Source organism: Paenibacillus vortex V453 (genome assembly GCF_000193415.1).
In the GTDB taxonomy this organism is placed as follows: Bacteria; Bacillota; Bacilli; order Paenibacillales; family Paenibacillaceae; genus Paenibacillus_AQ; species Paenibacillus_AQ glucanolyticus.
In genome coordinates this window covers 18,404-32,821 of the sequence record NZ_ADHJ01000009.1, presented here as the reverse complement: position 1 = coordinate 32,821, position 14,418 = coordinate 18,404, and the positions used below count along the sequence as shown (strand labels likewise).

Genomic DNA, 14,418 nt, shown 5'->3' with positions numbered 1-14,418 from the left:
ATGAGAAAGCTGTCCAAGCCCTTATACGGCCAGCAGAATAAGACAGCCTACTTGTTTCTTCTGCCTTGGCTCATCGGCTTCTTCTGTCTGACGCTGGGGCCGATGATTGCATCACTGTACTTATCCATGACGAAATTCAACCTGTTGTCATCGCCGACTTGGACGGGACTCAGCAACTATGTCCAGATCTTTACCGAAGACGATACCTTCCTAAGATCCTTGTGGCTAACGTTCTACTATGTCTTCTTGTCCGTGCCGCTGAGGCTTGCATTCGCGCTGCTGGTGGCGATGGCGCTGAACAAGGGCATTCGCGGACTCGGCATTTACCGAACCGTGTATTACATCCCTTCCCTATTGGGGGGAAGCGTGGCCATTGCCATTGTCTGGCGTCAAATCTTCGATGGCAGCGGACTGGTCAATCAGTTCCTGAGCTGGTTCGGCATCACGGGGCCATCCTGGATTGCCCATCCCGACTATGTAGTCTATACGATCATCACCCTGTCCGTCTGGCAGTTCGGGTCGGCCATGGTCATCTTCCTTGCCGGTCTGAAACAGATTCCTGCCGATTTATACGAAGCCTCGGGCGTAGATGGTGCAGGAAAGCTCCGTCAGTTCTTCGGCATCACACTCCCGATGCTGTCACCGGTCATCTTTTTCAACCTGATCATGAGCATGATCAATTCCTTCCAAGCCTTCACGCCAGCTTATGTTATCGGGGACGGCCGGGGAGGACCGCTCGACGCCACGATGTTCTACACTTTGTATCTGTATCTGAAGGGCTTCTCGTTCTTTGATATGGGATACGCCTCAGCCTTGGCATGGATCATGCTGGTCATCATCGGGGTGTTCACCGCAATTGTCTTTCTCACATCGAAGTTCTGGGTGTTCTACGGGGACAACCAGGAAGGGAGGTAATGGATATGCCACTCAAGAGACAACTGGTTCAAGCCGGCAGGCATGCTGCCATTATCCTCCTCGGACTGGCGATGCTCTATCCGGTGTTATGGCTAATTCTGAGCTCGTTCAAACCAAATCAACTCATCTTTACCGACAGCAGCCTTATCCCGACAGCCTTTACGCTGGATCATTATGTGAACGGCTGGAAAGGGCTGCAGGGCATCTCCTTCGGCAGGTTCTTCAGCAACTCCCTGCTGATCTCGGCACTGAGCGTCATCGGAAATGTCATCTCCTGCTCACTCGCGGCCTACGCGTTCTCCAGGCTGAAATTCAAGTTTAAGAGCCTGTGGTTCAGCATCATGCTGGTGACGATTATGCTACCTTACCATGTGACACTGGTGCCCCAGTACATTCTGTATAACGAGCTGCAGTGGATTAATACGTATTTCCCGCTCATTCTGCCCAAGTGGCTGGCGCAGGACTCCTTCTTCATTCTGCTGATGGTTCAGTTTATCCGGGGAATTCCGCGGGAATTGGACGAGAGTGCCACCATCGACGGCTGCGGACAGCCGCAGATCTTTTTTAGAATCGTAGTGCCGCTGCTTGTTCCCGCGCTCATTACAACAGCCATCTTCACGTTTATCTGGAGCTGGGATGATTTCTTCAGCCAGATGATTTATCTGAGCAAAATTGATCTGTTCACCGTACAGCTGGGAATTCGGTCCCTGTTCGATCCATCGGGACAATCGGATTGGGGGGCGCTGCTCGCCATGTCCACGCTGTCGCTGCTGCCTGTGACCATCATCTTTCTTGTGTTTCAGCGGTATTTTCTCGAGGGCATTGCCACAACGGGCCTGAAGTAGTCACGCGCTGTCTGTTCTGTTCGTGAGCATGAAGCACATTTCAAATTATATTTAAACCGGGGGGATTAACTATGTTAAAACGATTTATGGTGGGTATGCTGGCAGGACTCATGTTGTTCGTAACAGCCTGTTCCGGAACGGATCATACCGGTGCTGGCGGAGATACGGATAACGGAGCCGCGGAGAGCGGCCAGGTTGAACTGCGCATGATGTGGTGGGGCGACCAGAAACGGGCAGATATTACGAACGAAGCGCTTAAGGTGTTTCAGGAGAAACATCCGAATATTAAAATTATGGGTGAATTCTCACCCTCCTCAGGATATTTTGACAAGCTGAATACGCAGCTGGCATCCGGCACGGCACCGGATATCTTCTTCTTAGGCGGGAATGTGGTCGACTATGCCAAAAAGAATGTCCTTCTGGATCTGGATCCGTATGTTGGCAGTGAATTGAATCTGGACGGAATGGATCCCACCATGGTTGAGTATGGCCGTCTCGACGGGAAGCTGCAGCATATTTCAGCCGGTGCGAATGCCCGGGGCATTGTCATCAATCAGGCACTGTTCGAGAAGGCCGGAATCCCTTTGCCGGAGCCGAATTGGAACTGGGAGGATTACGCAGCTGTCAGCAAGGAACTGTCTGACAAGCTGGGTGATGGCATTTTTGGAACGTACAACTTCACCGTCGATGGCATGGACATCTATCTGAAGCAGCGCGGCAAACAGCTGTATAATATGGAAAATGGAACTCTGGGCTTTGCCAAAGAAGACATCCAGGAATGGTTCCAATATTGGGAGGAGACGTCCGCAGCAGGTGCTGTGGTCACACCTGAAATGCAGGTATTCAATCCGCATGACGACACTAGTAAATCACTGCTGATTACAGGCAAGGCCGCCATGAGCCTCCTTCCTTCCAACCAGCTGGCTGCTTTCCAGAGCCTGACGGAGGACCCGCTGATCCTCCATCCGGTACCGCGGGGTCCCAAGGGTACGGGTGTTGTATTCGAATCCAGCCAGGGATTGTCCGGTTATGCGAATACCAAGCATCCCAAGGAAGTCGCTATCCTGATGGATTTCTGGATCAATGATCCACAAGCCGCCAAAATTCTCGGCAGCGACCGGGGCGTTCCGGTAACGGAAGCCAACCGCAATCTACTGCAAGAGGAAGCCGGTCCGGTGGAGGAAATTGTATACCAATACACAAGTCTCGTATCTGAGGCTACAAAATCAGAACCTTTTGACGTGAGTTACAATCCTCCGGGATTTGCTGAATTCTCCAAGCTGGCGCAAACGACAAGCCAGGAAATCGGCTTCGGCCGGAAGAGCGTCGAGCAAGCCGTTGCGGACTTCTACAATGGCACCGTTCGAATCTTTGAATCGAATCAATAAACAAGGCTCTACAAGGAGGCGGACATGACCGAAGTTATGCTGGACCGTCTGCGCGGGATCTCGATACAGGATCAGGTGCAGACGGTTAAACCGGAAGATCAGAATTTGTTGCGAGAATGGCAGGAGTCAGGCGTACGATTTGCCGCATCGGGCGGACGGCTGGAGGCTTCATATTATACGGCGCTGGAGAAGCTGCTTCCCTGCATCGTGCCGATGGCTGGCAGCGAGCCTATTCTGCAGGAAGGCGGGATTTATCTTGGCTGCTGGCTGGAGAGCACCGGCACCATCAATGCGGAGCTGCTCTCGCGCTTGATTCCTTCTGTCTCGAAATCGACCTATCTCGCCTTTGCGGCTCACCAAAGAGAGGACGGTTTGCTGCCTTACAAATTAACGGAGAACGGTCCCTCCTTCCGGCAGATTCAGCTGGTTACACCGCTGGCACGCAGTGTATGGAACCATTACCAGCTCCACGGCAAGGACCGCGACTTTCTGAAGACCATGTACAAAGCCATGGCGCATTATGACGAATGGATTGCAAGCTTCCGCAATACCCGGGAGACCGGCTGCGTAGAGGCCTTCAGCACCTTCGACACCGGACATGATTTATCACCCAGGTTCTGGCATGTTCCGGATACACCCTATATGAATGATGCCGCAGCCTATCACCCGGATTCTCCGGTCCTGCCTTTCCTGGCACCGGATTTGACCGCCAACATCTACTGCCAGCGCATATATTTGGCCCGCATGGCCGAAGAGCTTGGTGGATCCGGAGCTGATTGGAGAGCGAAAGCCGAGTCCAGCCTCGAGAGTCTCTTCCGTTACTGTTACGACGAAGAAGATATGTTCTTCTACGACCGGGACCGGAATGACGAGCTGGTCAGAGTCCAGTCCGATGTGCTGCTGCGCGTGATGGCCTGCGAGGTTGGGGACCGTGAATGGTTCGACAAGCTGCTGCGCCGGTATTTGCTGAATACGAGCAAATTTTTCGCCAAATATCCGTTTACATCTATGGCGATGGACGATCCCAGATTCGATCCGTTCTCCTCCTACAACAGCTGGGGCGGGTCGTCCAACTTCCTGAGCCTGATTCGCGCTCCGCATGCGTTTGAATATCACCACCGCTATGTCGAATTGACGTGGGTACTGCATCCGATCCTGTCTGCGCTGTCCAAGGCAAAGCGCTTTGCACAAGCGTTAAGTCCCTGGACCGGAGAGGAAGGTTTTACCGAGACGTATTCCCCTTCCATCCTGTGTCTGCTTGATTATGTGGAACGGTTGTGCGGGATTATGCCGGTCGGGTCGGACCAATTATGGTTTACCGGTCTTCTCCCCGTCGACATGGATCATGGCGAGGAAGTTGCAGGCAACACGGCCTACAGCCGCACGGTGAATGGGCTGCATTACGAATTGGTAAATACAGCAGATCGTATAACGATATACCGGGAAGGCAGCGTTCATATTGAAGGACCGGCCGGAATTCGGCTGGTTACCGATCGAAGCGGACACCTGGAAGGCGTCATTGGAATGAGTGTGCGCACCATCGAGGGCGAGCTCATCTATCAAGGCAATTCCCTTCCGATCCGGATCAAAGGAAATGAAATGCAGCGATATCGAGGCGGAGGCTTGAAAACAGAGAGGGATATCGGCATTATCTGTCCCTCCTATCGTTAATGATTTCAGGAGGTGCCTGAACAGCATGAACACTCAGGATATTCAGCTGCGGGATCCTTATATCCTGCCTGATTCCAAGCACAAGAAATACTACATGTACGGCAGTACCGACAAAAATATATGGAGGGAAGGAAACGGCTTCGATGCCTATATAAGCGAAGATCTTCGGCATTGGGAAGGCCCTTGTACGGTCTTCCACAAGCCCGATAATTTCTTCGCGGAGGTGAACTTCTGGGCACCCGAGGTGTACGAATATCATGGCCGTTATATCATGTTTGCCACCTTTCGCAGGAAGGATAATGATCTGCTGGGCACTGCGGTGCTGTCAGCGGAGCAGCCGACAGGGCCCTTTGCTCTCCATAGCAGCGGTCCTGTGACACCGGCGGATTCGAGTTCTTTGGACGGCACGCTGTATATCGATGAGGAGAACCAGCCGTGGATGGTGTTCTGCCATGAATGGCAGCAGGTTGGCGACGGCGAGGTCTGTGCCATGCGCCTAAGCCCGGATTTATCCGAATCCGTATCGGAACCGGTGATCTTATTCCGTGCCTCTGAGGCGGCGTGGACCACACCGTTTCATTCGCAGCGCTTTCCCGGGACCGGAAACTATGTGACGGACGGTCCCTTTCTATTCCGGACAGCACCCGGCAGCCTGCTGATGCTGTGGGCCAGCTTTGTCGACGGCCGCTACGCGCTCGGCATTGCCAAATCCCCATCCGGCAGCTTGACGGGTCTCTGGCTTCAAGAGCCGGAACCCTTATATTCCAGCGACGGCGGGCACGGGATGGTGTTTCGCACGTGGGAGGGGCAGCTGATGCTGGCGGTACATACCCCGAATCGGACGCCGGAGGAACGTCCGATCTTTATCCCTGTAGTTGAAGACGGAGACAGCCTTAAGGTAAGTCCGATGGATCGGCAAACCGGTTAAAGCACTGGAGTGAATAAAAAAACAAGAGCCGCTCTCCATAGTAATGGCAGAGCCGCTCTTATTTTTATGAAAAAGTTGTTGCTGCCCTGCTTATCATGATCATCGCTTTACTATCGGATATGACAAAAAGAGAAGCCGCACTTCCACGGCTTCCCTCTGTTCATCCTATTACAGCTTCACAATCTTACCCGTCTCTTGCGATTCGAATGCGCCCAGGATGACGTTCAAGGAACGCAGCCCTTCCTCACCGGAAATGCTAGGAGGCGTGTTTGTTAGAATGGATTCCACGAACGCGTCGATGACGCCGCTCGGCACCTGCTTCTCATTCGTTGCCATGGCACCAACCTTGTAAGTCTCGATCGTACCATCTGTCAGCTCGACGTTAACCTCGTCACCATGAACGGCACCGATCTTCATCACGCCTTTCTCGCACCAGAGGACCGTTCCGTTATCACCGGATCTGTAATGCGTCCAGCTTGCCATCAGCGTGCCGACTGCGCCACTCTTCATGCGAACGATGCAGGTCGCATTGTCGTCCACGTCCGTTCCCTCTTTGTGGACCGTTCCGATAAAGCCGGCAACTTCTGCGATTTCATCGTTCAACAAGTAACGGATAAAGTCGGATTTGTGAACGCCAAGGTCACCCATAGCCCCCATAATGGCTTCTTCCTTACGGAAGAACCAGCTGTCGCGACCGTCCAGACTCCAGCTCTCTGGACCCCCATGGCCAAAGGAAGTGCGGAACGTAAGCACCTTGCCGAGCTTGCCGGAATCCAGGATTTCCTTAGCTTTTACGTGTGGAGGCATTAAACGCTGATTGTGGCCTACCATCAGGTAAACCCCATTCTTGCGTGCTGCCTCGATCATTTGCTCTCCTTCTTCCGTTGTTGTAGCCATCGGCTTCTCAACCAGTACATGAAGGCCAGCATTCGATGCTGCAATACTCATTGGAGCATGCAGGTAGTTCGGCGTACATACGCTAACGGCATCAAGCTTCTCATTCTTAAGCAGTTCTTGGTAGTCGGTATAAGCTTTGCCGCCATACTGGGCAGCCATCTCTTCGGCACGTTCCTTTACCGGATCGGCAAAAGCAACCAGCTCCACATTAGCATTGTTCGCGTATTCAGGAATATGTCTGCGCTGGGCGATGGCGCCGCAGCCAAACACAGCCACTTTAATTTTGCTCATTGAAAGTCTCCTTTTTGCACATAGATTAAAATTGGTTCAGGTAGTTCTGCTTCAACCAGTTCATACTGTTCTCCACGCTTTGCAGCGGTGGGTTCTGACACACGTCCTGCTCCACGATCAGCCATTCCGTGCCTGCATCCGATGCAGCTTGAATGACACCCGGCAGGTTCACAGAGCCTTGGCTCAGCTCCAGCGTCTTCATGTTGCCCTCAGCGTCTTTGCTGAAATCCTTCAGGTGAAGCAGCGGCAGGCGTCCCGCATATTTCGGAATGTAAGCCAGCGGATCTTGTCCGGCAAACTGTACCCAGCATACGTCCATCTCGACTTGTACCGCTTCCGGCGTCGTTGCGGAATACATTGCATCAAATACGAATTCGCCGTCAACCTCCGCTTCGAATTCAAACGCATGGTTATGGTAACCAAAGATCAGTCCTTGCTTGCGTGCTTCAGCTCCTACTTCTTCCAGGAAGGAGAAGAGGTTCTTCCAATCCTCAGCATCTTTACGATCTTCTTCAGCTACATAAGGGCACATCATATATTTAGCGCCAATGGTTTTCAGGTAATCTATCTCCTTCTGCAGGTCTGCACGAAGAAGATGCAGGCCCACGTGGCTCCCAATCGCCTTAAGGCCGAGCTCTTGAAGAAGCGTTTTCATTTCCTCGGCCGGAATGTCTCCGTAACCTGCGAACTCCACGCCTTCATAACCCAATTCAGCCACTTTGCGAAGCGTACCGCGGAAATCCTGAGCCGTTTCATCGCGCAGCGTATACAATTGCAAACCAATGTTCATTCTTCTCATTATAGCGCACCTCGATTCCAAAAATGAGTTACTGCTCTATCTGCTACTATCATACATGCAAATAGGCTAAAATGAACATAAACAATATTGCTGCAACATGAACTATCTGCTTGCATTTTTACTGGGGGTTTTAACCATGATGGAGGCAAGACTGCTAATCTGCGACTATTCCTACCACTTCCAGCAGTTCAGCAACAGCCACCGGGGCGGCTTGACGACCTATCTGTTTCGTCTCCAAACCGAGGGGTCCTGTGAAATATACTGCAACGGCATCGAGCACCACGTGCAAGGGGGCGATCTGCTGCTGCTGAAACCCGGCGATGAATACGAGCTGCGGATCAACGATGACGGCGAGGATGGCCGCGTATCCAGCGGAGATTATTATATATTTTGCGATGGGTCATGGATCGATGATTGGTGGAACCGGATCCATCGGCCAGTTGTCAGCCATGTCGGGCTCGACGATCAGCTGCTGGGTCTGTGGAGACAGATGCTGCTGGAGAAGCGGCGCGGACTTGAGGGGGAGACCGGGGAGCTGACGGATTATTTGCTGCGCAGCCTCTGCCTGTGTCTGGACCGTGCCATTACCGAGATCAAGCCAACGGATCGGCTTGCCTTCACCGCTCTTCGGCTGAAGCGATTCGTGGAGGAACATGCCACGATCACCTTCAAGCTGGAGGAAGCCGCTTCTCATGTCGGGCTCAGCTTATCCCGGGCCGTTAAACTGTTCAAGGAGTATTACGGAAAAACCATGATTCAGTACGCCTTGGAGATCAGGCTGAACGCAGCCGTTGAGCGCATGAAATACAGCACCATGACGCTGGAGGAGATCGCGGAAACCTGCGGCTTCGCAAGCTATTCCTATTTTCACAGAGTATTCCGTGCCACATACGGCATGTCCCCGGTCAAATACCGGGAAACGGCAACCGTACCGGCAAGGCCGGGGCAAGAGAAAGCCCCGCGGTAATTTTTTCTCTACATTATAAGAAGCAGCCTGCGCGTACCCGGAAAGGTGGAGCAGGCTGCTCCAGACTACAGATGCTATTAATAACTCGATATACTCTCCAGTACCCCATTAGTAAGTAGAGATAAGGGATATTATACCATGCTTCGACAGGTTGAATAGGTAATTTGAACTAATTGGTGCTGCCGTTCTACTCGGGGAAATCCGGTATAGCGCTGGCTTAAAAAATATCAACACCGAGACTCTGTAGAACCGTTACGGCATCTTCGACAGGCAGCTTCGGAAGCTTAAACTCATGATCGATCACCTCTCGAAGCTCGCTGAGGTCCGATAAAACGCGCTTGTCAACCCTCCCGTCTTCATGCCGGATACTCAGTATATTATTGATTAGGGACAGCGACCGTTCTTGCTCCAATTGCCAGAGCTGACAGCGTAATATAGAGGTGAAGAGATCGTTAGGCTTAAAGTACTCCCTAATAGCAGGCTGAAAATCATCGAATTGATTAGGTTTTTCGGGTATCGAAGGACCATACCAGATCTGTAAGCAGCTGGCCGTCCACATACCTGTAGTACGTGTACGTTCCCGGCTCGTCTCCCGGACGCAATCTCACTTCAATTCCAGCATATTGGGAAACCTGATCAGGATAAGTCTCCAACCGAACGGGTTCGAAAAACGGAGCAGCGTTCCCGCAGTCCACATACACTTCTTCTTGCCCATCAGGGTTCCGAACAAGCAGTCCGACATGCCCCTCGCCCAGCAGCGTATAACGAGTTGGAAATCCGAGCTGGTTCAGCAGCTGATGGAGACTGCTGTTAATCATATAACAAGTGCCTCCCGCATTCAGCTGCATCAGCTGATCGACAAACCTCTTCTCGTCTTGCTCCAGCCTGCCTTGCTGATGATACTCATGATACCGCAGCAGCGTGCTAATATTCTCGAAAGGAATCCTATTATGATGCGCAGTGCAAATCTCGGTTAAATACGCCAGCGAAGCCTCCTTGAATGGAACCCGAATATACTGCAAATAATTGGCGGCCCATTCAGGTAAGTGTACTTGTTCCGTCACTATCGTTCACTCTCCCTTATCGGATGCTGTTGATACACTCTTTATTTTAAACGATTCAGCATATCAATACTTCGTACGAACGATAGTGGAACTATGCAAAAATAGTCTTACCCCAAGGTAAGACCATTCTCTATGACCCAGGTCTAATATTCCTCTTTTCTTGCGGCACTCATGGATTTCTCATGATTCAACAGCCATTGCTTGCGCGACAGCCCTCCCCCGTATCCGCCCAATTCACCGCTCGTATTGATGACGCGATGGCATGGAATGACAATCGCAAGCTGGTTGGCCCCATTCGCCTGGGCGACGGCGCGGTAAGCGGTAGGTCTTCCCATCGCTGCTGCGATCTCGCCGTAGGAAGAGGTTCGACCGGGTGGAATCCGCAATAATTGGTCCCAAACTTCCTGTTGGAATGGTGATCCTAACAGGAACAAGGGGGTTTTAAATTCCGTTAACTTCCCGTCAAAATACGCACCCAACTCTCTCTCAATCGAACGGATGGGAGCTGTGTAACCCGGAATAATCGCTGACTTGGTTCTCAGTCTGAGACGTTCTACCTCCCGCTCCAAGCCCCGGCGATCCACGAATTCGAGCAAATACAGTGCTTCGTCATCTGCAATAGCCATCATCGGTCCCAGACGCGTGTCGAGCCACGATGCTTTTAGAATATGATGATGCCCGGACCTTGTAGGGGCTGCGCCCATAATCCGCGAAAAAGCATCCCGAAATCCGCTGCTGGACTCGTAGCCGGTTGACAGCTGCGCATCGATGACAGCATCTCCTTCCCGGATCTGCTTCAGGGCAAGGCCCATCCGCCTAGCTCGTGCATATTCAACAAAGGTCATCCCGAACCGCTTCTTGAATTGGCGTCTTGCCGTTGAGGCATCCACGGACAGCTTCTGGAAGTCCTGGTTGGTCCATCTCTTCTCCGGGTTATCCTCCACAGCGTCTACAAGCAGCCGCACAAGATCCGAAACTTGATTGGGATGCGAGAGCGGCCGGCATCGTTTACAGGGTCGGAAGGATGCCAGCAGTGCTTCTTCGGCCGTCTCATAAAACTCGCAGTTCTCGATCTTCGGTTTCCTCGCCGGGCATGTCGGGCGACAGAATACACCGGTTGTCTTAACGCCCACGTAAAAGACGCCTTCATATTCCGATTTCTTATCCAGCAGCGCCTGATAATATTCCTGTTGATTTGCGGCCGATATCATGTAACGTTCCTCCCTGTGACTATGTTCATTCTATATGGTACATCTGGTATAAGCTGTGTTTCTCCAGGAAAATCATGTACCCTGTCTTGGTGTACCTATTATATTTCTTTTGCACACATGGCGCAGCCGAAAATCGTGCATGAATGTTTCCCGGTTGGAAACAGAGAATGATCGTCACTGGCACGAACCAAAACAGCCCCTTCCGAATGAATCGGAAAGGGCTGTTCATGGTAAATATGTGCGGAGCCTCGGAACAGGCTATCTGCCTCCGTTGTAAACTAAATGGACCTTGCTGGCAGCCTTAACCCTTGATCGAGCCTGCCACCATGCCCTTCATGATCTGCTCCTGCAGAATCAGGTAGGCTACAATGGTAGGAATGACCGCGATTGCCATCGCACCCATGGTCAGGGCGTAGTCCGTGCCGAAGCCGTCCGAGAACAGGGACAGGCTGAGCGGCAGCGTCTTCAGCGCTTGCGTATTGATAAATACGAGTGCGAAGGAGAAGTCATTCCAGAATCGGAGGAATGCCAGAATGGATATCGTTGCAACGATAGGCGTGCAGAGCGGTAGAATCATTTTGCTGAATATCCCCCACCAACCGCTGCCGTCAATCATGGCCGCTTCTTCAATTTCCCTTGGAATGGATGACATGTAAGCCATCGCCAGGAAAATCGCAATCGGCAGCTCAAACGCCGTATAAGGCAGAATGAGCGCTCCGTACGTATCGAGCAGGCCGATGTTTTTCATCATGATAAACAGGGGCACCAGCGTACTGTGGATCGGAATGAGCAGCCCGGTCGTAAATAACACAACCACCAGCTTTTTGAACCGAAACTCGAATCTGGACAGCACATATGCCGCAAGTACGCTGAGCAGAATGGTCAATGCAACGGCTGTAATGGTCACAACCGTTGAATTGATCATCGCCCTGCCCATATTTCCAAGCTCCCATGCCCGAAATATATTCTCGGTCATCCACTCCTTCGGCAAGCCGTAGGGGTTCGTGAAGAAATCCTGATTCGATTTAAACGCGCTTGTAAAAAGCCAGTACAAGGGATAGAGCGTAAGAATCGCATACACCATCAGCAGCAATTTTACGAACCCGGATAAACCCTTCATGATGACTCGTTTCCCTGAAGCATTTTCGGTCCCGGTCGTCTGTAAATTCACATCGCTCCCTCCTTCATGTTAACTTGACTTTCTGCGCGTTGCGAAGTAATTAAGCGCGATTAGGATGGCGCTGACAATCATAATCATCGTGGAGACGGCAGAACCGTAACCATAACGATACACACTGAAGGTGCTGTTATACATGTATGTGGCAAGCAGCTCGGTCGATTGCGCCGGTCCGCCGCCCGTCATGACAATGACGTGGTCAAAGGCCTTCAGACTTCCGGAGATACAGAGCACGATAGTCACGACAACCGTACTCCAGATCATCGGCAGCGTGATTTGCATCAGCTTGTTCCAGCCCGTGGATCCATCAATTTTGGCCGCATCATGAATCTCGGGAGAAATATTTTGCAGTGCTGCAATAAAGATAACCAGATACGGACCGACGTTCGCCCAGTTAATCGGAATCGATATCGCCAGCATGTTGACTTTCGGATCAGACAGCCAAGCGCGGGTCCATGAATCCAGACCGAGCATCTCCAGCACATAATTCGCAATCCCGAACTGCGGATGGTAAATGTAACCCCAGATCAGGCCGACTACAACCGTCGACAGCACCATCGGCATAAATACGGCGGAGCGTATGAATCTGGAGAAAAACGAATTCTTGAACAGTACAATGGCCAGAATCAATGCAATCGGAACCTGACCGACAATGGATGAGACAACCAGAATCAGGTTGTTTCGAAGCGCCCGCCAAAAAATCGGATCCTTGAACATCTCTATATAATTATCAAGACCGATAAAGGTGGCATCCCCGAACCCTTTCCAGCTGAAAAACCCGTAGTAAGCTGACCAGAAAACCGGAATAATGACAAATATCAGAAACAACAGAAGCGCTGGAAGAAGAGCTATGGCTATAAATCCTTTGCTTCTCATCGCTGTAGGCATGGCAGCCTCCTCCCTCCTAATCCTTGTGCAGTGGTGAATGGTTTCTTATGGAGTAGCGGATCTGGCTTGCGCATCCTGAAGCTTCTGGGCCACACCTTCAACGGGACCGCCCATCATGATTTCCTGCAGACCGTTGTTGATGACTTCAGCCGCTTCTGCAGACAGATAAGCATCATATACTGGCGTAATTCCAGTGGTTTTCACCAGATTAAAGGCTTTGTAGTACAGGGAAGTAACTTTGGACTCATCAATCTCGGTATCGTACATTACCATGGAGTTGCTCTCGGCAATCGCTTTTTGCGCTTCCGGTCCGCTCACGGCATAAATCAGTTCAAGGGCCAATTCTTTCGCTTTCCCTTCGGTTCTGCTGCTAAGGGCCAGACCGCCGCCAGCTCCGCCGGAGATCGTGCCTGCCTCACCTTTTCCACCAGGAATCGTTGGCAAAGTAGTAACCTCGATATCCTTCATTTGCTCCTCAGAGGAAGAAGCCGCAAGATTCGTAAGGGTCCATGCGCCGCTGATCATCATCGCTGCATTTCCTTGAATGAAATACTGCTCAGCTTGCGTGTTGTCGATGCTGTTCGCCCCTTCTTGGAACGCTTTGTTGTCAACCAGCTCTTTGAAATAGCCGAGCGCTTCGATAAACTCAGGATCGGTAAACTTCGCGCCTTGCTGTGCTGCTGCATTCTTGAACCATTCGGTGCCTGTCACACGGTCGGCAATAGAGCCGATAATGGTGGATTGAGCAACCCACGGAGCTTTGTTTCCGAGGGCGATTGGCGTTATGCCGTTATCGTTGAAGGTCTTAACCGCCGCCATCATTTCTTCCCAAGTCGTTGGGACTTTTACGTTATGTTTGTCAAACAAGGCTTTGTTGTAGTACAGAATTGAGGTTGCCGACATACCCAGTGGAGCAGAGTAGATCTGGCCTTCCTCGAACTCGTATGGATCAAACGCTCCCGGCAGGAATTTATCCTTCCAATCCGAATGCGCATCTAACACTTCCGTAATCGGTTGAAGCAGCTTCGCTTGATGAAGCTCGGAAGACTGACTTCCTGCATAAACGAAGAACACGTCCGGCATCTCATTCGCAGCCGCAACGGTACTCAGACGTTGACGGTAGCCATCCGGTGGAATCGCTTGTGCATCGAGTGTAACTTCAGGATGGTCCTGAGCAAACTGATCGATAAAACTTCGGACTGATTTCGCACGCAGGTCATCACCGGCAAAGTTATGCCAGATGGTCAGCTTGACCTTTTCTTGATCACCTTCATTCCCTCCGGCCTGCTCTTTGCTTTGCCCGCCGCCGCATGCTGCAAGAACCAGTGTCATCATCAGCAGTACAAGACCTATTTTGCGTTTTGGTCTCATGGTCAA

14 protein-coding genes are annotated in these 14,418 nt (G+C 51.6%); 6 read left to right on the top strand and 8 right to left on the bottom strand.

Going from position 1 to position 14,418, the window contains the following annotated elements:
- From PVOR_RS04165 to PVOR_RS04145, 5 genes are all read left to right on the top strand, one after another.
- Entirely contained in the window at positions 1–915 is a 915-nt protein-coding gene (locus tag PVOR_RS04165) for a carbohydrate ABC transporter permease (RefSeq protein ID WP_006207831.1), read from the top strand.
- Between the two features lie 5 nt (positions 916–920).
- Positions 921–1,760, top strand: coding sequence for a carbohydrate ABC transporter permease (locus PVOR_RS04160; RefSeq protein WP_036644138.1), 840 nt, complete (start codon positions 921–923; stop codon positions 1,758–1,760).
- A gap of 71 nt (positions 1,761–1,831) precedes the next feature.
- The gene (locus PVOR_RS04155; RefSeq protein ID WP_006207829.1) at positions 1,832–3,148 is read left to right on the top strand and encodes an ABC transporter substrate-binding protein; all 1,317 of its coding nucleotides are present in this window, start codon (positions 1,832–1,834) and stop codon (positions 3,146–3,148) included.
- Between the two features lie 24 nt (positions 3,149–3,172).
- Positions 3,173–4,819 carry an MGH1-like glycoside hydrolase domain-containing protein gene (locus tag PVOR_RS04150; RefSeq protein WP_006207828.1) on the top strand — a complete coding sequence of 549 codons (1,647 nt, stop codon included), beginning with the start codon at positions 3,173–3,175 and terminating at the stop codon, positions 4,817–4,819.
- Between the two features lie 25 nt (positions 4,820–4,844).
- Positions 4,845–5,747 carry a glycoside hydrolase family 43 protein gene (locus PVOR_RS04145; RefSeq protein ID WP_006207827.1) on the top strand — a complete coding sequence of 301 codons (903 nt, stop codon included), beginning with the start codon at positions 4,845–4,847 and terminating at the stop codon, positions 5,745–5,747.
- A 168-nt stretch (positions 5,748–5,915) separates the two neighbouring features.
- On the opposite strand, the gene PVOR_RS04140 is transcribed toward PVOR_RS04145, so the two are convergent.
- Positions 5,916–6,935 carry a Gfo/Idh/MocA family protein gene (locus PVOR_RS04140; RefSeq protein ID WP_006207826.1) on the bottom strand — a complete coding sequence of 340 codons (1,020 nt, stop codon included), beginning with the start codon at positions 6,933–6,935 and terminating at the stop codon, positions 5,916–5,918.
- A gap of 25 nt (positions 6,936–6,960) precedes the next feature.
- Positions 6,961–7,734 (bottom strand): sugar phosphate isomerase/epimerase family protein, encoded by a 774-nt coding sequence (locus PVOR_RS04135; RefSeq protein ID WP_006207825.1) that lies wholly within the window; start codon positions 7,732–7,734, stop codon positions 6,961–6,963.
- 139 nt (positions 7,735–7,873) lie between these two features.
- Between PVOR_RS04135 and PVOR_RS04130 the strand changes: the two genes are divergently transcribed.
- Positions 7,874–8,701, top strand: coding sequence for a helix-turn-helix domain-containing protein (locus PVOR_RS04130; RefSeq protein ID WP_036644140.1), 828 nt, complete (start codon positions 7,874–7,876; stop codon positions 8,699–8,701).
- A 217-nt stretch (positions 8,702–8,918) separates the two neighbouring features.
- Here PVOR_RS04130 and PVOR_RS30530 read toward each other — a convergent pair whose 3' ends face one another.
- The 6 genes from PVOR_RS30530 to PVOR_RS04105 all read right to left on the bottom strand — a co-directional run bounded on the left by PVOR_RS30530 (position 8,919) and on the right by PVOR_RS04105 (position 14,412).
- The gene (locus tag PVOR_RS30530) at positions 8,919–9,113 is read right to left on the bottom strand and encodes a hypothetical protein (RefSeq protein ID WP_160163975.1); all 195 of its coding nucleotides are present in this window, start codon (positions 9,111–9,113) and stop codon (positions 8,919–8,921) included.
- An 88-nt stretch (positions 9,114–9,201) separates the two neighbouring features.
- Complete coding sequence (locus PVOR_RS04125; RefSeq protein ID WP_006207823.1) at positions 9,202–9,765, bottom strand: arylamine N-acetyltransferase; 564 nt, start codon at positions 9,763–9,765, stop codon at positions 9,202–9,204.
- A 143-nt stretch (positions 9,766–9,908) separates the two neighbouring features.
- Positions 9,909–10,976: a bifunctional transcriptional activator/DNA repair enzyme AdaA gene (locus PVOR_RS04120; protein ID WP_006207822.1), complete on the bottom strand. Its 1,068-nt coding sequence runs from the start codon at positions 10,974–10,976 to the stop codon at positions 9,909–9,911.
- Between the two features lie 301 nt (positions 10,977–11,277).
- Positions 11,278–12,147 (bottom strand): carbohydrate ABC transporter permease, encoded by an 870-nt coding sequence (locus PVOR_RS04115; protein WP_006207821.1) that lies wholly within the window; start codon positions 12,145–12,147, stop codon positions 11,278–11,280.
- A gap of 18 nt (positions 12,148–12,165) precedes the next feature.
- Positions 12,166–13,041: a carbohydrate ABC transporter permease gene (locus tag PVOR_RS04110; protein WP_006207820.1), complete on the bottom strand. Its 876-nt coding sequence runs from the start codon at positions 13,039–13,041 to the stop codon at positions 12,166–12,168.
- A 45-nt stretch (positions 13,042–13,086) separates the two neighbouring features.
- Positions 13,087–14,412 (bottom strand): extracellular solute-binding protein, encoded by a 1,326-nt coding sequence (locus PVOR_RS04105; protein ID WP_006207819.1) that lies wholly within the window; start codon positions 14,410–14,412, stop codon positions 13,087–13,089.
- Between the last annotated feature and the right edge of the window lie 6 nt (positions 14,413–14,418).